The organism is Paenibacillus sp. FSL R5-0908, from assembly GCF_038006245.1.
GTDB lineage: Bacteria > Bacillota > Bacilli > Paenibacillales > Paenibacillaceae > Paenibacillus_AQ > Paenibacillus_AQ odorifer.
Window position 1 is genome coordinate 5,712,637 of record NZ_JBBOUV010000001.1, and the last position, 22,440, is coordinate 5,735,076.

General features: G+C 47.8%; 21 protein-coding genes. All 21 read right to left on the reverse strand.

Going from position 1 to position 22,440, the window contains the following annotated elements:
* Positions 1-13 precede the first annotated feature (13 nt).
* The 21 genes from MKZ09_RS26075 to MKZ09_RS26175 all read right to left on the reverse strand — a co-directional run bounded on the left by MKZ09_RS26075 (position 14) and on the right by MKZ09_RS26175 (position 22,410).
* Entirely contained in the window at positions 14-493 is a 480-nt protein-coding gene (locus MKZ09_RS26075) for a YaiI/YqxD family protein (protein ID WP_076103766.1), read from the reverse strand.
* A 162-nt stretch (positions 494-655) separates the two neighbouring features.
* On the reverse strand, positions 656-2,731 hold the full coding sequence (gene glyS / locus MKZ09_RS26080; RefSeq protein ID WP_076205212.1) for a glycine--tRNA ligase subunit beta: 2,076 nt from the start codon (positions 2,729-2,731) through the stop codon (positions 656-658).
* On the reverse strand, positions 2,724-3,611 hold the full coding sequence (gene glyQ / locus MKZ09_RS26085) for a glycine--tRNA ligase subunit alpha (protein ID WP_036683820.1): 888 nt from the start codon (positions 3,609-3,611) through the stop codon (positions 2,724-2,726). The genes glyS and glyQ overlap by 8 nt, the downstream gene beginning before the upstream one ends.
* A gap of 420 nt (positions 3,612-4,031) precedes the next feature.
* Entirely contained in the window at positions 4,032-4,787 is a 756-nt protein-coding gene (gene recO / locus MKZ09_RS26090) for a DNA repair protein RecO (protein ID WP_036683821.1), read from the reverse strand.
* A gap of 36 nt (positions 4,788-4,823) precedes the next feature.
* Positions 4,824-4,967: a YqzL family protein gene (locus tag MKZ09_RS26095; protein WP_076098533.1), complete on the reverse strand. Its 144-nt coding sequence runs from the start codon at positions 4,965-4,967 to the stop codon at positions 4,824-4,826.
* Positions 4,968-5,079: 112 nt separating this feature from the next.
* On the reverse strand, positions 5,080-5,973 hold the full coding sequence (gene era, locus MKZ09_RS26100; protein WP_036683823.1) for a GTPase Era: 894 nt from the start codon (positions 5,971-5,973) through the stop codon (positions 5,080-5,082).
* A gap of 675 nt (positions 5,974-6,648) precedes the next feature.
* Positions 6,649-7,110 (reverse strand): cytidine deaminase, encoded by a 462-nt coding sequence (locus MKZ09_RS26105; RefSeq protein ID WP_256715165.1) that lies wholly within the window; start codon positions 7,108-7,110, stop codon positions 6,649-6,651.
* Between the two features lie 262 nt (positions 7,111-7,372).
* Positions 7,373-7,768 (reverse strand): diacylglycerol kinase family protein, encoded by a 396-nt coding sequence (locus tag MKZ09_RS26110; RefSeq protein WP_076136570.1) that lies wholly within the window; start codon positions 7,766-7,768, stop codon positions 7,373-7,375.
* Positions 7,768-8,265 (reverse strand): rRNA maturation RNase YbeY, encoded by a 498-nt coding sequence (ybeY, locus tag MKZ09_RS26115; protein WP_076205216.1) that lies wholly within the window; start codon positions 8,263-8,265, stop codon positions 7,768-7,770. The genes MKZ09_RS26110 and ybeY overlap by 1 nt, the downstream gene beginning before the upstream one ends.
* Entirely contained in the window at positions 8,262-10,517 is a 2,256-nt protein-coding gene (locus MKZ09_RS26120) for an HD family phosphohydrolase (RefSeq protein ID WP_036683831.1), read from the reverse strand. Before MKZ09_RS26120 ends, ybeY begins: the two co-directional genes overlap by 4 nt.
* Before the next feature lie 14 nt (positions 10,518-10,531).
* Positions 10,532-11,503, reverse strand: a complete 972-nt coding sequence (locus tag MKZ09_RS26125) for a PhoH family protein (protein WP_036683834.1) — start codon at positions 11,501-11,503, stop codon at positions 10,532-10,534.
* 15 nt (positions 11,504-11,518) lie between these two features.
* Complete coding sequence (gene yqfD, locus MKZ09_RS26130; protein ID WP_076136574.1) at positions 11,519-12,700, reverse strand: sporulation protein YqfD; 1,182 nt, start codon at positions 12,698-12,700, stop codon at positions 11,519-11,521.
* A complete protein-coding gene (gene yqfC / locus MKZ09_RS26135; protein ID WP_036683844.1) occupies positions 12,697-12,990 on the reverse strand; it encodes a sporulation protein YqfC in 294 nt (97 codons plus the stop codon). The genes yqfD and yqfC overlap by 4 nt, the downstream gene beginning before the upstream one ends.
* 173 nt (positions 12,991-13,163) lie before the next feature.
* A complete protein-coding gene (locus MKZ09_RS26140; RefSeq protein ID WP_076205219.1) occupies positions 13,164-13,742 on the reverse strand; it encodes a hypothetical protein in 579 nt (192 codons plus the stop codon).
* Between the two features lie 18 nt (positions 13,743-13,760).
* Positions 13,761-14,765 carry a flotillin-like protein FloA gene (floA, locus tag MKZ09_RS26145; protein ID WP_036683849.1) on the reverse strand — a complete coding sequence of 335 codons (1,005 nt, stop codon included), beginning with the start codon at positions 14,763-14,765 and terminating at the stop codon, positions 13,761-13,763.
* Positions 14,766-14,820: 55 nt separating this feature from the next.
* On the reverse strand, positions 14,821-16,206 hold the full coding sequence (locus MKZ09_RS26150) for an NfeD family protein (RefSeq protein ID WP_076136578.1): 1,386 nt from the start codon (positions 16,204-16,206) through the stop codon (positions 14,821-14,823).
* Between the two features lie 118 nt (positions 16,207-16,324).
* A complete protein-coding gene (locus tag MKZ09_RS26155; protein WP_036683862.1) occupies positions 16,325-16,768 on the reverse strand; it encodes a GatB/YqeY domain-containing protein in 444 nt (147 codons plus the stop codon).
* Between the two features lie 15 nt (positions 16,769-16,783).
* Positions 16,784-16,957, reverse strand: a complete 174-nt coding sequence (gene rpsU / locus MKZ09_RS26160) for a 30S ribosomal protein S21 (protein ID WP_036657994.1) — start codon at positions 16,955-16,957, stop codon at positions 16,784-16,786.
* A gap of 139 nt (positions 16,958-17,096) precedes the next feature.
* Positions 17,097-17,456, reverse strand: coding sequence for a histidine triad nucleotide-binding protein (locus MKZ09_RS26165; protein ID WP_036683863.1), 360 nt, complete (start codon positions 17,454-17,456; stop codon positions 17,097-17,099).
* A 354-nt stretch (positions 17,457-17,810) separates the two neighbouring features.
* Positions 17,811-21,227, reverse strand: coding sequence for an AAA family ATPase (locus MKZ09_RS26170; protein WP_076136580.1), 3,417 nt, complete (start codon positions 21,225-21,227; stop codon positions 17,811-17,813).
* A gap of 1 nt (position 21,228) precedes the next feature.
* Positions 21,229-22,410 (reverse strand): exonuclease SbcCD subunit D, encoded by a 1,182-nt coding sequence (locus tag MKZ09_RS26175; protein WP_076136581.1) that lies wholly within the window; start codon positions 22,408-22,410, stop codon positions 21,229-21,231.
* Positions 22,411-22,440: the final 30 nt, after the last annotated feature.

The window sequence follows — 22,440 nt, forward strand, 5'->3', positions numbered from 1 at the left end:
TAAATATAATTCGCTATTGCTCCACATTCTCCTGCAAAAGTATTAAAAGTTTTGTCAGTTTATGTTGAAAATAAGTTTTTTCTTCTGCCGTTATGGGTTTTGGACCCTTGGAATAATGTCCCCGTCTTCGTTCCACGGCCCTCGCATGTCTTCCCTCCAACATAAAATCCATCTTGAAATTGTCGTATTCCTGACCACGAAATGAAAGCACACTGCATCGTTTACCTAGTGCAAGTGCCGCAAGACCATAATCTTGAGTCAATACCACATCTCCTGCAGTAATATGATTGGCAATATATAGATCGGCACTCTGATCTCCTCGATCCACCTGCACAACCGTTACACCCTCTTCAGCTTTCAGTGCATGGTCATAAGAAGATACCATAAGTACCGGAACACCAAAGGTGCGACCTACCTCAGCGATCTCTTTTTTGACCGGACAAGCATCCCCATCCACCACTATCGTTCTAGACTGGGACTTCTCCATGATCATCACCAATTTCCCGTGTAATATATATACGCCCTCTCCGCAAGAAATCCTTCTTTCTAAGCATAAATACGGAACGGATGTCAAATGACGCATTGGCACCGTTCCGTATATTTATACCCCAAACCAACATTCTATACCATAAGATTCAAATTTTCTTGATTAAAATTACCAGACAAGCTTCGCGAAATCAGCGAACGACTTGGAGTCAGCATCAATACCAGCAAGCAGAGCCAAACGGTTAGCACGCACTTGCTCGTCCTCCGCCATAACCATAACGGAATCAAAAAATGTTGTAACGGCGTCTTTTAGACCCGAAAGAATCCGAAGTGCTTCTTCGGCATTTTTTGCCGCCATAGCTTCAAGGTAAGGTGTGTGAAGCTCCTGCCATGTATTGAAAAGCTGCATTTCAGCATCTTCTTTAAGTAAAGCAGGATCAATCACTTCACTGGTTGCTTTACTTGCCAAATTACTGACACGAGTAAGCGAATCTACGGTAATCTTGAAATCTGCTTGGTCGGACACAGCAGCCATAAGAGCACGACTTCTGCCCACAACATCTACTACGTCGTCAAAACCAGCCGCTGTAACAGCGTCCACAACATCATAGCGTACATTGTCAGATAAAAGACGTTTTACACGCAGACCGAAGAACTCGTACAGGTTTATACGTAGTTCATCTCCAGAATGTTTCGTATTTCCTGAATTTTCATGAATTTCAATCGCCGCTTCAAAAATTTCACGCAGCGTAATTGGCAATTTATGCTCAAGCACAATTTGAACAATTCCTGCAGCCTGACGGCGCAGCGCATATGGATCCTGAGATCCTGTCGGGATGATGCCGATGGAGAAGCAGCCAACAATCGTATCAATTTTGTCTGCTATGCTGACTACTGAACCTGCTTCTGTTGAAGGTACAGCATCTCCTGCAAATCGTGGCTGATAATGCTCGAAGATCGCTTTTGCCACAGTTTCAGCCTCGCCTGCTTTACGTGCATAATCTTCACCCATTGTTCCTTGCAGCTCAGGAAATTCATAAACCATTTGAGTTACAAGATCAAATTTACAAATATCCGCAGTGCGACTTACTTCGGACACAGCAGTAGCTGACAGTCCAAGCTTCACAGCCAGACGATCAGAGATTTGGCGAATACGGCGCACCTTATCCCCTACGCTGCCCAAATCTTCATGGTAAACAATGTTCTCAAGCTTGGCTAACGCATCGTCAATCTTCATCTTTTGATCTTCTTGATAGAAGAATTTGGCATCTGATAGACGAGCACGAAGCACTTTTTCATTTCCCTTAGCGATAACATCCAAGGATTCTGCATTCCCGTTTCGTACAGTTACAAAGAATGGAAGTAGCTTGCCAGCTGCATCAAAAACAGGGAAATAACGCTGATGCTCACGCATCGAGGTAATCAGCACATCCTGAGGAATCTCTAAGAAAGATGGATCAAAGGTTCCAAAGAGCACGGTTGGCGTTTCTACCAAGAACAGTACTTCTTCCAAAAGATCTTCTTTAATCGCAATCGTCCAGCTTTTCTCTTCAGCCAATTTGTTGATTTGATCCAGGATAAGCGTTTCCCGTTCCTTCACATCCACAAGTACATGCTGCGCGCGCATGCTCTCCACATATTGTGCAGGCTCCGAGATTACAGTCTCTGTACCCAGAAAACGATGTCCACGGCTCACATTACCCGCTTTTACATCCGTAATCTCCAAATCAATGATCTCTTTACCAAAAAGAGCAACCATCCAGCGAATCGGACGAACGAATTTAAAATCGTAAGCTCCCCAGCGCATATTTTTCGGAAAAGTCATCGCATTTACAATACCCAGAAGTCCTTCTGTGAGCAAAGAAGCAGTTTCTACACCCGCACTATTTTTTGTGGCATAAATATATTCCACGCCAGCTAGCTCTTTAAACGTAAATTGCTCTGGAGATACACCCTGACTGCGGGCAAATCCTAGTGCAGCTTTACTCCAGTCGCCGTTAGCATCCAGCGCGATTTTGCGTGAAGGTCCTTTGACCTCTTCACTAATATCCTCTTGCTTCTCAGCCGCATCCTTAACAAATACAGCGAGACGACGCGGCGTAGCATATGCAGTAACTCCAGCATGGTTTATACGTGCAGAATCCAACCACTTGGACATTCTATCTTGCAGCTGTTCCATCGCAGCACGGATAAAACGTGCAGGAATTTCCTCCAGACCGATCTCAAACAGGATATCTTTAGACACGGTCAGCACCTTCTTTCTTCAGCAGCGGGAAGCCAAGCTTCTCGCGTTCCTCAAGATATGTTGCCGCTACGGAGCGGGCAAGATTACGCACTCGGGTAATAAATCCAGTCCGTTCAGTTACACTAATTGCTCCTCGTGCATCGAGTAGATTAAAGCTATGTGAGCATTTCAACACATAATCGTAGGCTGGGAACACAAGATGCTTCTCCATCGCTCTACGCGCTTCCTCTTCATACATGTTGAACAGCGAGAATAACATTTTTACATCCGATACTTCAAAAGTGTAGGTAGAATGCTCAAACTCCGGCTGATGAAAAACATCACCATAAGTCATACCGCTTACCCATTCAAGATCGAACACATTTTCTTTATCCTGAATGTAAGAGGCTAAGCGCTCCATTCCATAAGTGATTTCTACAGCAACAGGGTTGGCTTCGATGCCACCTACCTGCTGGAAGTAAGTAAATTGAGTGATCTCCATACCGTCCAGCCATACTTCCCATCCCAGACCTGCACAGCCCAGCGACGGATTCTCCCAGTTATCCTCAACAAAACGGATGTCATGCAAGAGCGGATCAATACCGAGGGCTTTCAAGCTATCCAAATAAATCTCTTGAATGTTATCTGGTGAGGGTTTGATGATTACTTGGAATTGGTGATGCTGATACAGACGGTTCGGGTTCTCTCCATAACGACCATCGGAGGGACGACGTGAAGGCTCTACGTAAGCCACTCTCCATGGCTCAGGACCTAGCGAGCGTAAAAAAGTCATAGGGTTCATCGTGCCGGCGCCTTTTTCTGTGTCATAAGGCTGTACGATGATACAGTTCTGTTCAGCCCAGAACTGCTGCAGTGTCAAAATCATCTGCTGGAAGTTCATAATACCGTCTCCTTCGCTTTACAAGTTTTTTACAACAGCTTGCCTAAAACTTTCTACCATGGAGGCGGCACTTTTAGCTCCTGACAGCAACAAAAAGCCCCCGCCCCCATGCCTGATTAACAGACATAGGGACGAGAGCTTACCTTATTCTCCCGCGGTTCCACCCTACTTGATTTCATACCTTGTATGAGCAAGTTTGCTGCCAAGACAAGAACGAAATCCACTTTCATTCGCCGCATTCGTGCTCCCGGGTGCCATGTTCATGAACGCTGTCCCGCCGGGCTTCCACTGCCCCCAGCTCGCTGAATAACGACAATACAGTCCACTACTTTCCCGATCAATGCACGCCTCTCCCCAATTGGAGCATAACGGCGATCATATAATAAACTGATCCTATAGTAACGGAAAAATCAGCTTTCGTCAAATCTTGTACTTGTCGAGCTGGTCTAGGAAACTTTGTGACTTCAGCTTTAATCCGAGTTGCACATCCATAAAGGCCCGCATAATTTTTTTCAGCTCATCCCGGCTGCTTTCCTTTACATCCACATTGCCTAGTCTAGTTAGGTCAAGTCTGGCGAATAATCGCAGCAGCTTCAGCGCACGAGCAGAGACCTCCATGGCTGGAGGATCATTATGTTTACAACTGCGGCACAGTGCTCCACCAAGGCGAGGACTGACCAGCAGTTGATCATCCGGCTTCTCGGCACCACAAATTACACAAGAATCGAATTCAGGACCATAACCGGCTGCCTGTAAGATTTTCATTTCAAAGACATTTATGATAACGCCGGGTTCCTTGTCCTCTTCAAGTGCATTAAGACAGGCCGTAAGCTGGCGAAACCAAAAGCTTCCCGTTTCCTCATCATGCAGAACACGATCAAGCAGTTCACACGCATAAGACGCATAAGCAGCTTTGATCAAATCCTCACGCAGCGGATGGTGAGACTTCGTAATTTCGCCAGAATTCAGTGTCCCAAGTCCTCCGTTATTTCTAAAAAAAACAAATTCCCCAACGGTGAACAGTTGGATCAATGCAGCATGGCGGCTTTTGACCTTCTTTGCGCCACGCACCAGAACCCCTACTTTTCCCGCGTTCTCGGTGCAAAGCGTAATAATTGCGTTCCCCTCGCCGTAGTCCATGCTGCGGATGACGATCCCTTCCACCCTGTGTAGCATGCCTCTTCCCCCAACCATTCGGCAAGCAACCAGTCCTTATTGCGCTTCTTCATCACAGGCCTTCTCTTCCTCCACTAGCTGTAATCCACTATCTTCAAGCGGATGGCCAGCTTCCTTATACAGCAGGTAAGCATCGACGTCTCCTGTCATTGCAAAATACTTCCACGAAAAGTTTCGCATTCGTATTCATCCTTTCTTGGGAAAGACGATGTCTCTTATCAAGAATTAGGATGGTGCGATGGAGCAGGTTCTATCCTTGCAATTCCTACCAAACGAGGAATAACGGAATTACTTATAGGTCTTTATGGAAGCCCAAATCCCGCAGAACGCGGTCCTGATTGCGCCAATCTTTTTTCACTTTTACCCATAGCTCCAGAAAAATCTTCGAACCCAGCAGGTTCTCAATATCTGTCCGAGCCCGTCTGCCGACCTCTTTCAGCATTGCCCCTTGCTTGCCGATAATAATTCCCTTTTGCGAATCACGCTCAACAAAAATAACAGCTGAAACATGCACCACTCCATTAGGCTCAACCTTCATATCTTCGATGGCTACAGCTATAGAGTGCGGCACTTCTTCACGAGTCAAATGTAGAATTTTCTCCCGGATTAATTCCGCGCAGACAAATTGCTCGGGGTGATCCGTGATTTGATCTTCCGGATAATACTGAGGGCCTTCCGGCAAGTACTTGGCAACCTGCTCTAACAGCGTGTTAACATTGCTGCCCATCTTCGCAGAAATCGGAATAATTTCGGCAAAATCATGCAGCTTGTTATATTGGGCCATAAGCGGGAGCAGAGCTTCCGGCTCTATTTTATCGATCTTGTTTAGCACCAGAATCACCGGTGTCTTCAGACCATTTAATTGCTCGGCAATGTAACGGTCTCCACCGCCCAAGCCCTCTGACGCATCCACAAGGAATAACACAGCTTCTACTTCACCCAGTGTACTCATTGCAGTCTGGTTCATGTAGTCGCCTAGCTTGGACTGTCTTTTATGAATCCCCGGTGTGTCCAGGAATACGATTTGTGAAGTGTTTGTTGTGTAAACACCATGGATTTTGTTTCTGGTTGTCTGTGGCTTATCCGACATGATGGCAATCTTCTGGCCAATGACCTGGTTCATGAGTGTTGATTTACCTACGTTTGGTCTGCCGATAATTGCGACAAAGCCTGATTTGAATTTCATATTATCTTCCTTCCATACTTACCTTCTAGTTCAATCTTTTTCAATCATTCAATCTTTTTTCAAAAGCCTTTTCGATCCCCCTGAATCCCCCTTAGCAAGGGGGATCCCAGACGGCGCCGGCCCTCTGGGCTCACGGAAATAGGCGCACCTGCAACGTCCGGCGGGATTAGAGGGACAGTCGTGCATGAGCGCTTATGTCCCCTGGTGGGGACACGCTTCACTGTCGCTTATTAACACGGTTCGCATTAAGCTCACCATGGATAAAGATTACTGAGTTGCAGTTTACAGGCAGGGTTTCAAGTTACGATGTGCAAAGAATCGCTGGCGGCTTTTGCCGCGGCGCTTACCTCGTAATGTTACTCTAAAAACACATAGTTTGCACCAGTTTAGCCTAACTTGGTAGAACTAGAACACTTTTAATTGTACTTTGTACAACTAATTTTAGTTTGAGTTTATGGTTTCGGTGTTTTAGTTGTATTCTGTGCAATTAAATCCTGTCTTAAGAGCCAAATATGGACTTTATCATAAATTTAATTGTACTATCTGCAACTAAATTCATTTTTGTGCGAAAGAGTAGCAGTTTAACTGTACATTGTGCAATTAAAATAGCACCCTACGTCTAACTATGCCTGATTTGCCTTTAAACAGGCACAGGCATTAAATCAAAACCTCATTTTATTCTGGAGCTTGTCCTTGCTTCAGATCTACGGGACCAAAAGCGCCTGGAAGCAATTCTCCCACCGTAGTCTCAACGATATCACCCTTCATGTTCCCAAGAATAACCTTCATATCCGGTGAACACAACTCAATCATTACTTGCCGGCACACACCGCAAGGTGAAACGGGGCCGTCAGAGTCAGCTACTACGGCAATTGCTTTAAAAGAACCAACAGCGTGTCCATCCGCAATCGCACGGAATAGTGCTGTTCGTTCCGCACAGTTGGTTGGGCCAAAAGCAGCATTTTCCACATTACAGCCGTGGTGAATATGACCATCCTGATCAAGAAGGGCAGCTCCTACTCCGAATCGGGAATATGGAATGTAAGCTTTTGCACGTGCTTTAATCGCCTCTTGCATAAGAAGAGTAGACTCCATATTTTGACCTCCTATAGTTTTGTGGGTAGTTACTTCATTGATTTTTTTTAGCACAAAACTCACTTCGTAAGCATACGCTCTGTTTTATTTAGGTTACTTTCTGTTATTACTTCGATAAAACGCACTTCGTAAACATCTAATTAGTTTCGTTTATCGTTATTTTCTCAGCGTGCACTAAATTTTATCAGCGAACTTCATGAGATATATTCGGATACATAACTCACTTCGAATTTATTCAGTAACGAAAGAGGCGGAATCGCAAAACGCGGGTCCGCCTCTCCCCTGAATTGATTTTGTATCCTGATTATGACATAAGTCCGCTAATCCAGTCCATCACAGGCTGGTAAAAAACATAGATCCCGACTAAGACAGCAAACACCGCCGTGAGAAGCACAGCTCCTGCGGCGGTATCTTTTGCTCTCTTAGCCAGTGGATGAACCTCTGGCGAGATCAGATCAACCGTCGCTTCAATTGCCGTATTGAGCAGTTCGGCAGTTAGGACAAGCGTGATCGAGAACAGCAGCAACATCCAACTGGCCAGCGGAAGTCTGAACACGGCAGCGGCTACTAGCACAACCACCGCTAAACAGCAATGCACCTTCATGTTAAGCTCGGATTTGAATGCCGACACTAAGCCTTGCGATGCAAACCGAAAAGAGTGCCAGAACTTCTTGTGCCCTACCGCCGTGTTCTTCACCATTAGCGCGTCAACCCAACCTGAGATAGTACTTGTTCTTGCTTGGACATCATCTCTGCTTCTGAGGCTTCATCCTGATGATCATATCCTAACAAATGCAGAAATCCGTGAACGAAAAGAAAACCAAGCTCTCGTTCCAGTGAATGACCATATTCCAGCGCCTGCTCCTGCGCGCGAGTTACGGAAATGATTACATCCCCAAGTACGTCTGGAACATCTTCCAGCGCCTCGCCTTCCTCTACCTCGTATATAATGTCCAGCTCGTCCTCTCCGCTTTCATTCATAGCAAAAGAAAGCACGTCCGTCGGACGGTCAATTCCCCGATATTCCAAATTCAACTCATGTATACGAACGTTATCGACAAAAGTAAGAGCTACCTCTCCCCGATCGATCCCTTCCGCTTCACCTGCTTTTTGCAAAATATTCTCCAGCAGCGTAATGAGATCGTCCTTTATCTCGTATTCTTCCTGCTCGTTATCCCAAACGATCTCCAAACTCATGGGTTAGGTGCCCCTTCCTCTTTTTTCGGCTTACGCACATCTTCTGGATATTCGATCCGTGAATGGAAAATTCCCATAACCGTCTCCTTCAGAGTCCGTGCAATAATATCCAATTCTTTAATCGTTAAATCACACTCGTCAAACTGATGATCATCCAGTCGACTTTTAATAATCTTCTCAATCATCGTTTCCACCTGCAGAACAGTTGGCTTACGCAATGATCTCACTGCAGCCTCGACACTGTCAGCAATTCCCACAACGGCTGCTTCCTTCGACTGGGCTTTCGGTCCAGGATAACGGAAATCTTCCTCGGTAAAATCAGCCTCGACACCTTTTTCTTCCGCCAGCTTCAGTGCCTTATGGTAAAAATAATGCAGGAACGTTGTTCCATGATGCTGCTCCGCAATGTCACGGATTGGCTTTGGCAGCTTATATTCTCGTTGCATTTCCACCCCGTCACGGGCGTGGGCAACGATGATAGATTTACTAAGCTTCGGTTCAATAGAGTCATGTGGGTTTTCCATATTATTCTGATTCTCGATAAAATAAAACGGACGTTTTGTTTTGCCAATATCATGATAATACGATCCTACCCGGCATAATAAGCCATCTGCTCCAATCGCTTCCGCGGCAGCCTCCGACAGGTTACCTACCATTACACTATGGTGATAGGTTCCCGGGGTTTCGGTAAGCAGCTTGCGCAGCAGCGGGTGGTTGGGATTAGACAATTCTACCAGCTTCAATGCTGATAGAATACCAAAGGTTGCTTCGAAGAAAGGCATTAGCCCAATCACAAGCACAGCCGTCAATAGCCCCCCTGCAAAAGCAAAACCAACCGAATACAAGGTACCTACCTCTTTCCATGCCCCTCCACCTAGCAGTATCTGCATAAAGACTGTCAGACAGCCAAAAAGCGATACCATAATCCCGCCTTTAAGGAGCGTGGAGCGTTGACCCGCACGGTGAGTCGCAAAGATAGCCACGTAAGAAACCACGATGGCAAAGAAACCAAAGTTAAAATCGAAGATTGAGTTCTGCTGCACATTCAAAATAACACTCGCCAGTACACTGAATAGAATGGAGCAGAAATAGGCCAAAGGCATGTCCAGAAGCATTGCAATTAACATTGCGCCAATCGCCACTGGTGCCAGGAATCCGATATAAGATCGGACATCGGTCTGCAAAACAGCGGCCAACCGCATGGAGATAATAGTAATAACAAATACAAGCACCAGCATCAATAGCTGGGAATTGTTGTACTTAAAGCCTGAGGTACCGCCAGAATAACGAATGAACGCAAGCAAACCGACGGAGAGCATCGCAGAGAGAATCAATAGGCCTAATTGTGGCCAATAATTCACCTCATTGCTTAGTAGGCCATTCTCATCCAAAAGAGTGTAGAGCTCTGGAGTAATTAGCTGCCCCTTAGCAACAAGCGTGTCCCCTTGCTCGATGAACACATCAGGTGTGTTCTCCCGGGCTTGTACCTTCGCTTCCTTGGTAGCATCCTCATCGTAGAACTTGTTACTTGTGATCACAAGACGCACAAGCTCCTGAACAACCTCACGCGCTGTACGCTGGCTTAGAGAACTAATACTGACCTGTTCCGCTACCTTGGCGCGAGCAGTCTGTGCATCCGTAATCTGATCATTCATCAGCCTAGTTACAATATCTCGGGCGACAGGCTTCATCTCGATAATGTCCTGAGAGGTCAGACGCGGAATCTTAATGTAAGTCTCTTCCGGAATAACATAGGTCTGCTCTTTGATGACAGATTGCATTTCATCCAAAAGGTGATCTGAATATGTAGCGCTGCCCCGATTGGAAGCTACGAAATTCAAGATGAAATCGCTGGCTCTCTGCGGAATTTCATCACGATAAATCCCCGTCTTATCGCTTTGCGAAATCAGATCATCCTGATTGAGGCGATCTATCCGGTCCAGCAGCGAGGTCACAAGGTTGTCTGCCCTCATCGGGATAATTTTGTACTTAGGAGATACGCTTTCGGCCGCTTCCTCAGCCGCTTTTAACGTAGCTTTGGTGTCCTTAATTTGTTTCGGTGCCGTTATTTCCTTTGCACTGTAAGTATTCTCTTTAATATCATATTTCTTAGGTAGCAATTCTGGCGACAAGCTGAAGTAGAACACTAGTCCGAGTAACAGGAAAAGAGCATAGCGTGTCACTGCGCTATACTTCCATCCGTTGTTCGTATATACAAATCCGCTTAATTTAGATGGTTGCTTTGAAGCCATGAAGACAATCCCCTTTATTGGAGGTTTTCGGCAGAGCGGTCATAGGCAACGATAATTTTCTGCACCAGGGAATGCCGTACTACATCCTGTTCCGCGAAGTAGACAAAGCCAAGTTCTTCTATGCCGGATAAAATCGCTTTGGCTTCAATCAAACCGGATTTCTTGCCGCGGGGCAGGTCAATCTGGGTAACGTCACCTGTAATCACCATTTTGGACCCGAAGCCGAGTCGGGTCAGGAACATTTTCATTTGCTCAGGTGTTGTATTCTGCGCTTCATCCAGGATGATAAATGAATCATCCAATGTACGTCCGCGCATATAAGCCAGCGGAGCAATCTCAATCAATCCCCGTTCAAGCGCCTTAGCTACCTGGTCGGGCCCCATAACGTCGTATAACGCATCATAAAGCGGACGCAGATATGGATCTACCTTTTCTTGCAAATCCCCTGGAAGGAATCCTAGACTCTCTCCTGCTTCTACTGCGGGACGCGTAAGAACAATACGCTTAACCGAACCTTCTTTCAGTGCCGTAACTGCAAGCACCACTGCCAAGTAGGTCTTCCCCGTTCCTGCAGGACCGATTCCGAATACAATATCACGCTTCTTGATCGTTGTCACATAATGCTTCTGGCCGACCGTTTTGACACGGATAGGCTTTCCGCGAAAAGTTGTAGTAATTTCTCCCTTGAACAAATCGAGCAATTGATCAGCACGAAAATCTTTCGCCAGCTCCACAGCGTACTGCACATCACGTTCAGTAAGTATGTAACCGCTCCGAATGAGAGACAACAGCACATTAAACAATTGCCCCAGCATGTCTACTTCCCGCTCAGCTCCACGAATCGTTAGCTCTGCTTCACGCGAATCAATAATGGCGGGAATTTCACTCTCGATGATTTTTAAGAATCCATCCTGCGGGCCAAACAGCGATTGCGCTTCTCCCGCATTTTGCAAAGATATACGAATGCTTGCAGTCTGTTCTGACAAGTAGCCTCATTCTCCTCAATTGTTTACTATTGGCAGTTCTTCGGAAATTTTTTCTTCTACTTCAAAGATCACTTTCATATAAACTTTACCATTCTCTTTCTTCTCATGCAAAACTTTTTGACTTTTGATGACGCTATCAACACCATATCGAGCTAAAATATCATTCTTTGCCCGCTCAATTCCCCTCGCAATTCCAGCTTCTGGAGTTATCGTATCATTCGTTTCATTGATCTCCATTTCCTTCTCAGTCATCAGGCCCAGCGGCAGCTCAATAGAGCGCCAAGACAGCGGATCATGCTCTGTGAGCGTCTTTGAATTCTCAAAGGAGGATTTACCATAACCCCACAGCTGAATAGCCCATTTCCCCAACACGAGATAGGTGCGATCCTTACGCTCCCCAGTGTAGGTGCTATTGGTTGTTTCAAGCGGAACCTCGATATTGTACTCATGCCAAACCAACCCCTTAACCTCACCCTTTGCTACTACATACTCTACATTTTCTTCGTCTCCAAGAGCACCGGAAATCAGGATATCCCCTTTTTTCACACGCGAATTACGCGCTACTACCGGTCTGCCTTGCTCCGCATATATTTCTGTTACCACCGCATCTGTTCGGCTAATTAAATGGCGCTGACTCAGCAAAGGTTTGATGTCGGGCTGTTTAGCCTCTACAACTTGAATTTTGATGCTCGTCCCCGTCCGTTGCAGCCCTATCCAAGAAACACCCGGTAAATGGGCCAGCAGCCCCTTAGAGAGCTTGTCCGGCTCCTCCAGACGCCATATCCACTGAAAAGGGTACACACCCTCTTGGCGAGCAGCAGCCAATATATCCTCAGAGGCAATTTTTTCATTCCCTTCGACTCTAATACTCCATACCATCGTAGATAACATAAAAAGTGTAATTCCAAACATCAAAATACCTATGCCAAAAAATTTCCTTTTCCACAGCCGCGCCATAAGAAATGGAAGTCCGCTTCTACCGGTAACGTGCATACGACAGCCTGTCTTTTTTAAAATCGGCCGGAGGACATAAAAATCATCCAGAAGCAGCTTAAGGGAAGCGCCGCCCTCAGCGGGCCTCACATCCCAAATCATGATTCCTGCTTCAGAAATGAAATTAATAAATCGCTCCACCTGAGGTCCCGTCACATGCAGTGTAACGAACCCCCGCAGTGATGACAGAGGTGGCTCCTTCATGATCTCTCCTCGCTTTCGTTATATCTAATCTCCCCGATAACGCCTTCTACAGCCAATTCCTGGCCTAGAATATTTCGGATGACAAGTCCCTCGCCTGTGATTTCAAGCGATCCTTTAGCTAACGCGAGCTTAAGCTGACCAGAGGAAAAATGCAGCACGCCGCGATGGTTCTCAATATGCAGTTCCTTATTGCCGATCAGGGTGATCCGGGGCATTTCCTGTAATAAGTCCTGTGGTAGATCCAGTACCCCGTTTGTCCATCCCCGCAGCCTGCGGCCAATACGGGTCATAAGTAGACGTTCCCCCTTCCTGCCTTCTGTACACCTTATGCGGCAACGCTTTTTTTTATGAGAAGAAGTAACAAAGGAGGACCTTTCTAGTGTGAAAAAAGCAAAAAAAGCCCCGGCAACCTATCGTAAAGATAGGTTGCCGGGGCTTTTCTGTTACTATGATCCAATAAATATTATCTTCGGGTAGAATGCGGCTGACGAGAACGCGGTGGTCCCAGAATCTCTGCCCAAACTACACCATTGCGCAGGTCGTCACGACTCCCTGTTCCATGTGTCTGGTCTGCCGCAGAGGGTGAGTTTGTGTTCTTAGTCTTATTTGATCTTTTGGAATCTGCACCCGCTATCCCGTCAAAAGCAGATTGAAGACGCCGCACCTCTTCTTGCATTCTTTGTGTGCGTAATTCAACTCCGTCATCGGCATGCTCCAAAGACATTCCTTCTCCAGTAGAATAATCTGGAGTGGGTATATACGCGGGTTCTGGAAAGGCAGGAGAGGCATCATATTCCCGGTTATCCTCTGACATCGACTGCCGGGAAGAGGTGCTAACAGGAGTAGGAAATCCACTGCCAGACTCAACTTGGCGCCCTCCATCGATATCCGGGCGTTTTACCCGGCGGAGCGGCGAATCCTCTCCGCCCCCAAAAGTGGGCATCCCCCCGCGAGGAGCTCCTTTGGGCTTGTTTTTAGTTGCTTTATTCACATTGGACACGATCGCGAATATAATAACCGCAATAATATAGATCCAGCTCATGGAGATTCACATCCCCTTTTATTTATTATTGTTAGGACGGTTATTGTCGTCCTGATCATTCATTTTGCCGAGAGAGCCCCGCATTTGGGTATCTGCCTCGATGTTTTTGATATTCATATAATCCATCACGCCGATTTGGCCATTTCTGAGCGCCTCAGCCATCGCCATAGGCACCTGAGATTCAGCTTCCACAACAAGCGCCTTCATCTCTACTACGCGCGCCTTCATCTCTTGCTCGTGAGCGACAGCCATCGCTCTGCGTTCTTCCGCTTTAGCTTGGGCAATGCGTTTATCTGCTTCTGCTTGCTCGGTTTGTAGATAAGCACCGATGTTCTTGCCTACATCGATATCCGCAATATCAATGGAGAGGATCTCAAAAGCAGTACCTGAGTCCAGACCTTTGGACAATACCGTCCGCGAAATCAAATCCGGGTTCTCAAGGACATCTTTATGGGAATCACTCGAACCTACTGTCGTTACAATCCCTTCACCAACACGGGCAATAATCGTTTCTTCACCCGCACCACCCACGAGGCGGTCGATATTGGCACGAACAGTAACGCGCGCTTTTACCTTAACTTCAATCCCGTTCTTAGCAACAGCCGCAACAACTGGTGTCTCAATTACACGAGGGTTAACGCTCATTTGCACAGCCTGCAGCACATCACGTCCTGCAAGATCAATGGCTGCTGCGCGAGTAAATTCCAAAGGAATATCTGCACGTTGTGCTGCAATAAGCGCATTAACAACGCGGTCAACGTTACCACCTGCGAGATAGTGACTCTCCAGTTGATTAATGTTCAGTCCAAGACCTGCCTTAGTCGCTTTAATCATTGGGTTAACGATACGACTTGGGGTTACACGACGCAGTCTCATCGCCACCAGCGTAATAATACTGATTCTAACGCCCGATGCTAATGCAGAAATCCAGAGCATAACCGGGAAAAAACTTAAAAACACGCTCAATACAATAATCACCACTACCGCGATGAACAGAATAGGAATCAAAGATGCTTCACCCATACTATATAACCTCCGTAAATTTATTGTAGAACTATTATTGGTTCCAGTGTTTACCTTATTCCTTGATTTCTTTCACAACAATCCGTCCGCCCTCTACTTTAATAACAGAGACCGGTGCATTAGCACTAATAAAACTACCTTCTGTAACAACATCCACACGTTCGCCGCCTATCATAGCCGTTCCTGATGGACGAAGTGGAGTAATACTGGTTCCTGTAGCGCCTAATAAGCTAAGCTTCTCTTCTACAGGTACAAATCCCTGATCTTTAGTAAGACTTTCCTTCAAAATAAATCTGTTCCAGATCCCTCGTTCTTTAAATATGACCGCAACAATTACTACAACTATAGTCGCAGCTACGAAAGAAATACCTAGACTGAGCAGTGCATGCTTATAGCTGTAAGCAGCTCGTACGACACCCGCTACAAGACTAACAGAGCCGAGCAGCCCCAATATTCCGAAGCTAGGCACAAAGAGCTCCAGCACGAGCATGACAAGCCCAATGATAAACAAGAGCCAAGTTTCCGCTCCGGCGAATCCTGCAACATAGTTGCCGAAGAAATATAACACAAAAGCCAACGTCCCGATAATTCCTGGCGCACCAAAGCCTGGAACAATCAATTCAATTACAACGCCTGTAATCCCAATGAACAGCAGAATCGTCATAATAATCGGATTGGTCAGAAATTGCGACATTTTTTCCGCACCGGTATGCTCTACGCGAAAAATGTCGTCTGTAGTATATCCAAGCCAATGAATTGCTTCTTCTGGGGTATCTGTAATTTGATCAGCGTAACCAGCTCTTAAAGCTTCTTCACTAGACAAGGCAATGATTTCTCCCTGTGTCTTAGTCACACCAAGCTCTGGCTTATCCACGACCAAATTACTATCCACCATACCAGCGGCAATGTCTGGATCACGCTCATTCAGAGCAGCAGCACCGATCATTTTAGATCTCCAGTAGGATATCATTTTGGCATCATCTACTTTTTGACCATTCATGTCTACCAAGGAAGCGGAACCGATCATACTGCCCGGCTTCATGATTATTGCACCTGCATTAAGTGCTATGTAACTGCCTGCAGAAGCGGCATCACCTTTAATATAGGCAGCTGTTGGTATTTCACTCTCTCTTACCATCGTCCCAATCTCTTCTGCCGATTTCACCAGCCCTCCAGGTGTATCGACCTCTAGTAGAATAAGGACTGCTCCATAATTAGCGGCTTCTTCAAATCCTCTTTCCAAAAAGCTTTGCAAACCCCGTTCAATCTTTTGATCTACCGGAATAATAAACACGGGACCTTGTTTCAGCTCACTGTTCGTAACCCCCGGTGTTTTCGGGGCTGCCCCGTCAGCGCTTACATTCGTTGCAAAGGGTGTCAGGAGGAGTAACAGCAGGACCACAGGAATGCTAGCTAACAATATTTTCCGTAATCTTCTCAATGATTTTACCTCCCTTCTTTAGCTTGACCCAGAACTCATAACCCTTAATACGCTGAAATTGGATTTACGTTTCATTACATAGAAAAGCACCCCTTTTGCAAGGGGTGCTAGTGCTATATTATTGCAGAAATTGCAGAACCGCCTGGTTCACGAGTTTACCATCAGCGCGACCTTTGACCTTAGGCATCAGTGCGCTCATGACCTTCCCCATTTCGCTCTTCGAAGAAGCACCGGTTTCCTGGATGGTCTGCTGTACAATTACTTTAATTTCTTCTTCGGAAAGTTGCTCGGGAAGATATTTAATAATAATCTCGATTTCTGCTTTTGTACTCGCGGCAAGCTCGTCGCGACCCGCTGATTCAAATTCTTGGAGGGCATCTTTGCGCTGTTTGATTTCACGACTAAGGATATCAAGCACTTCGTTGTCGTCCAATGTTCTCTTCAGATCTATTTCAAGATACTTTATTGTAGAACGAACCATTCGAATCGTGGAGAGCGTGAACTTGTCCTTACTCTTCATCGCTTGCTTCATATCTTCGTTCAATCTCTCGCTAAGATTCATGCGTGGGTAATCCTCCTAAAACTTTCTCTTACGAGCAGCCTCAGACTTCAGCTTTTTCTTAACGCTCGGCTTTTCGTAATGTTTGCGTTTCTTCACCTCAGCCAAGACACCATCTTTTGCGATGGAACGTTTAAAGCGACGAAGTGCAGCATCAATTGTCTCGTTTTTGCGAACTTTCGTTTCAGACACAGGTTTCCCCTCCCTCCGACCATACCGTCCAAGAGCATAACACGGTTTATCAAACTCCATTATAGGTCAAACGGAAATAACGTGTCAACCTTCGTGCTATTCTTTTTTCTGGCAAGTTCTTCAACATTAAATGTTTATGCTATGCGTGCGAAGCTGAGTTTCCAGTGAGCGCACCCAGCTTGGCTCCACCCAGCAGGTGATAATGAAGATGAGGCACAGCTTGTCCACTATCAGGTCCGCAATTATTGATTAAACGATAACCAGACTCAGCAATTCCAAGGTCTTTGGCGATCTGTTGGGCTACACTGTGGATTTCAGCAATTAGCGGAAGATCCTCAGGTGTAACATCATTCATTGAAGCAATGAACTTCTTGGGAATGATCAACACATGTACCGGTGCAGCCGGCTCGATGTCGTAAAATGCAAGAATACGTTCATTCTCAAATACTTTTTTGGAAGGAATAGTACCCTCAATAATTTTGCTAAACACGGTCTCCATAGAGTGCTTGCCTCCTAAAAATTGGTGAAATTCCACTTCATCATAAGATAATCATACAGGATAATCATCAAATACGAAAGCAGCAAGCAAACTCAGCATAATCCGCCCTAATCTGTATCTGTTACAGAATGAACCATTAAATAAATATATCAACACCGTTAGGCCTAAAAAAGACAAAAAAAAGAGAAACACCCTTCACAGCTTATAAAGCTGATTCGGCGGCGGACGTATGAAAAGGAGTTCATTCCCTGCCATACGTCCGCCGAGGTGTTTCTAAAGTAATGTCGGCTTAGCTGTATTATAACAGCGCGTTGATACTGTATCTGTGATAAGAATCACACACATTGTAGATCTTCACATTTTTTCCAAAAGGATCCGAGATCCCCCTCCACCCTGTTCAGCAGGTACGACTACCAGCTTGCGTGGCAGTCGTGCCCGAAGCTCTGGAACATGGCTGATAATGCCGACAGACAGTTGGTCGTTATGCAATCTTTCCAGTGAGGTAATTACCGTATCAAGCAATTCCGGATCCAGTGTACCAAAGCCTTCGTCCAAAAAGAAAAATTGCAATGGATACTGCCCCCGCAGCTGGATCTGTGCCGAAAGAGCAAGTGCAAGTGACAAGGAAGTTAAGAACGTCTCTCCGCCGGAAAGCGTAGAGACCGGTCTTCTTACACCACCGTTTCCATCATCACGGATTACAAAGCCACCGCCCGAATCAACCTCCAGCGCATAACGCTGTTTGCTCAGGAAACGAAGCCGCTGAGAAGCAGACTGGCACACCTGCATCAATTGTTCCTCCGCAATATACTCAACAAAAGCATTTCCACGTAAAACCGTCTGCAATTTGGACAAATGATCCTGTAGAGAAGCATGTTCTAGCCGCTGGGCTTCAAGCTCCATCCAGCGAATATGCCGATGCCGCAGATCCTCTAGATCTCGCTCCGCGCGCGCTCTTGCTTGCAGCGACATCTCATCCTCTGATTTACACACGCTTAAGCTCTCTTGGCTAACTTGCCACTCTTCTTCACTTAAGCTGGCTCCGTCAAGCTTCTCTTCAATATTGCGCAGCTGCAATGAGACTTCAGCTTCTTCAGCACGATGGGCACGTACCCGAGAAGAAGAAATTTCCCGTTCTTCAGGTGCGAGAGCTGCTCCTTCAACCTCAGCGGCCGAACTAAACGGTGAAGAGGTTAAGCTTTGCTCCCACAGATGGCTTGAAGTCACATAATGCTCTCGAGCAGATTCTGCCGCCTGGCGGGTAATCGCTGCCTCCTTGATCTCATGCTGCGCTTTTTCCGCTGCCGTGAGATGTAATCGTTGGCTGGTCTCCACAGCTGCTAACAATTCCTGCAGACGACGCTCACACTCTGCTAGAAGAGGGGCAGCAGCGCGGCCGTTAGTCCACTCTAGAAGACGCCGTTCTTTTTCACGCTGCAATTCTTCTTTGCCTTCCATCTGTGTATTCCACTGAGTAAGCTCTTTATCGAGTCCGGTGATGGTCTCCTGAAGATTCTGTACCGAAGCGCTTTTCTCATCCAAAAACTTGACACTGATTTCCAGTCGGGATCTAATTTCCTCAGCTTGAGCATCCTTGGCTAACAGCTCACGATAAGCTTTTTCCACCTCTTCCGGTGCCAAATCAGGGAACTGCTGTACCCAGTTCTGCCGCAAAGCGGTTAGTTGGCCACCCAGTTCCTCGGCTTTGGCGGTAAGGCCTTCTACCCAGCTTCGCTCACCTTCGGCACCCGCCGCTTCTTTGAGGCATAGCTGCTGAACTTCCTGCATCGATTGCTGCCACTGTATCGCTGTACGGCGCAGCTCTCCAGACTGGCTTTTTAATGCTAAAAATGCAGCATCAAGTTCTGCCAAAGCTTTTTCATCTGGGATGGACATATCGGTAGAGGAAACCTCGGTAGTGCTGACTTCTGAACCTGCCGCTGCAGGATGATTTACCGTATCAAAAGCATCATCACCAAACACCTGCTCCAGCCAAACCAGGTCCTGCTCCCGCAGACCACGGAACATATGGCGTGCTTCCAAAGCACGTCTGGACAACACACGCGCCTGTTGAAGCTTTAACTCCAGTTCCTGCTGCTCTACGTTATCCTGCAATACAGCAGGGGCCGGGTGGTGTTCGCTGCCACATACAGGGCAAGGTTGTCCCGCTTCCAATTCTTTAGCCAATCCAAGCGACAGTCTGTGCAACTCATGCCCCTTGAGGGCCGCTTCCAAAGAGCTGATATGTTGCTCCAGACTTTCTGCTGCGGTGCACGCAGCTTCTTCTGTCGCCAGCAGCTTCTCTTGATGCAGCGCCGCCTCGCGGATCAGCTGCCCGCGAGAAGCTTCCTGCTGCTCGCGACGGCCCTCGGCCTCCGCGAGGCGCGCCTGCGCAGCCGCGAGTGCAGCGGCACGCTCGCGGCGCTCCTTCTCCGCCATATCCCACTGGGATTCGGCGGAGTGCAGCCCTTGCAGTCTCTGCATCGCTTCTTGCAGAGACTGCCGCTCCTGGGAGCGGACACCGAGCGGCTGCAAGCTCTGCTGCAGCTCTTGCTGGCGCTTTTGGCCCTTGGCCAAAAGCTCACGCTCCCGGGCCATGCCCTCCCGCAGCTCCGCCAGCTTGCGGGAGGCCTCTTCGCGGCGCTCGCGCAGAGCCGCGAGTTCGCGCCGCAGGGCGCCGAGCTCGGACTCGAGCTCGAGCGCGCGGCGGTAGGTGTCGGCCCCCTGCCGGAGGGCCGGCTCTTCCGCCGCAAGCGCGGCCTGCGCAGCAGCCGCGGCCGCAGCGGCACGCGCCGCCTCCTGCTCAGCAGCGGCGGCCAGCACCTCTTGACCCTCCGCGCGGGTCAATCGGCTCTTGAAGGCATCTTCCGCGCTTCGCCATGCTTTCAGCGCGGGAAGCCTAGCCTCGGCCTCGTCAGCTTGGCCGAGCTTCCGTTCAAGGAGGAGAATCTCCTCCTCCTTGGAGAGCAGTCCCTGCCGCTGCAATTCGCGGCGGGTCCGTTCCTCTTGCAGCTCGCGAATGCGCGTGAAACGCTCCGCGACCTGCAGCGCCGCCTCCAGCTTGCGGCGGCATTCCGCAGCATGTTGGGCTGCTTGTTCGAGGCGCTCCGCCGCTGCCTCTACATCCTCTTTGCCTGCGCTGCCAAGCCCCTGCTGCTCCGCTTCGAGCGCGCGGAGCGCGGCCTCATTCTCCTTCACCCGCCGGCTAAGCTTCAACGCAAGCTGATCGCCATACTGTTCCAAATGGAACAGGCGCTGCAGCATTTGTCGGCGGTCTACGCCCCGAAGCGATAAAAATTCGGCGAATTTCCCCTGCGGCAATACAACTGCTCGCGTGAAGTCATCCATTTTGAGCCCAATATGCTCTTCCACACAACGTGTAACATCTGCGAGTTTATCCGCCATAACGTTATCCCCGTCAGGTGTGACTTCAATGAAACGGCTAATGGTGTTGCTGACTGTTTGCTCACCTGTCCGCTTGAACTTACGTTCAACACGATAACGATGTGCCCCAGCGGAAGAAGTGAGCTCAAAGGTAAACGCCACGCTGAGTGAATCCTCAGAGTGATTCATAATCCCCTGTGTTCCATTAACGGCGCGCTCCACTTTGCCGTACATCGCCAAAGTAATAGCATCCAGCAAACTGGACTTGCCGCTGCCCGTAGGTCCAAAAATCCCAAACAGCCCAGTCTCACACAGACTTTCAAAATCTATTTCCTGCATTTCTCTATAACTCTGCAATCCTGCAACTTTTAATAAAATAGGCTTCACCTTAGTTCTCCTCTCCTTCCTCCGGCTGCTGCCGTTCTTCTTCGGTTAGCTGTAAGAACAGCTCAATTAAACGATCCTCCGGCTCCGCCCCGCCCGTCTGGCGCTGATAGAATTTACGGAACAATTCTTGTACAGGCATACGTGAACGGGAAATCTGTTCGAGCTCCAGCTCCATTTGCGGATAAATCGGACGAATATGAATGATTCCCTCACGTGATTTACGCAGGCGCTGAATATCATTCATCGACATAGCTTCACTGAGCCGAATCTCCAAATCTATAAAAGCGGAAGCATCTCTACCTTCATCCAACCAGTTATATACCTCTTGCAATCCCCCCGTTGAGCTCCATCTTACAAGTGGACGCCCACAGCGAAGATAGATTTCTTCGAAGGTCGGCTCACCGCCCGGCGCAACATCAATCAGCGTCACCGACTTGGCTTGTCCTGCTTCCGAAAAGCTATATGCCAGCGGAGATCCGCTATAACGGATCATCCCTTCCCCTTTAACACGCTGAGCGCGATGAAGATGGCCTAGTGCAGTATATTGCGCTCCACAGGATAAAGCAGAAGGATCTACAGTGTAAGCCCCGCCCACCTGAATTGGGCGTTCCGAATCACTCTCTACACCTCCAAGCACATAAATATGGCTCATCGCCAAATTCACGGTTTGTGGCGTAAATTCCCGTCCCAACAGTTGCATAAGTTTGCCTACCCGTGCGCTGTAAGCTAGTCGAAGCTCCTCTTCCCCGCTGTCCCCAGCAAGCAACTCACCGAGACGTGCCTCAGAGGGATAGGGAAGGGCTGCGATTTTGGCAATCTCACCTGTGCGCGCAGCATGAACTGTCACTGGCTCTGAGGTTGGAAGTCCTACCAAGGTAATCCCCTGCCTTAATACAAGCGGGGAGACAGAAGATACGCGCTCCGGTTGGTCATGATTGCCGGCAATCACCACAAGGGGCCTGCCCCCTGAAGTCAGCCTGGCAGCAGCCTCATAGAATAATTGCTCCGAAGCCGCTGGTGGATTAACGGAATCGTACACATCTCCCGCCATCATAATCAAATCCACCTTATGAAAATCGGCGATCTCCACCAATTCATCTATGAACTGCTCTTGCTCCTTCTGGCGGCTTCTTCCCTCCAGCGTACGGCCCAAGTGCCAATCCCCCGTATGCAATATCCGCATCTTCGTCCTCTTTCCCCGCTCCTATGCGGC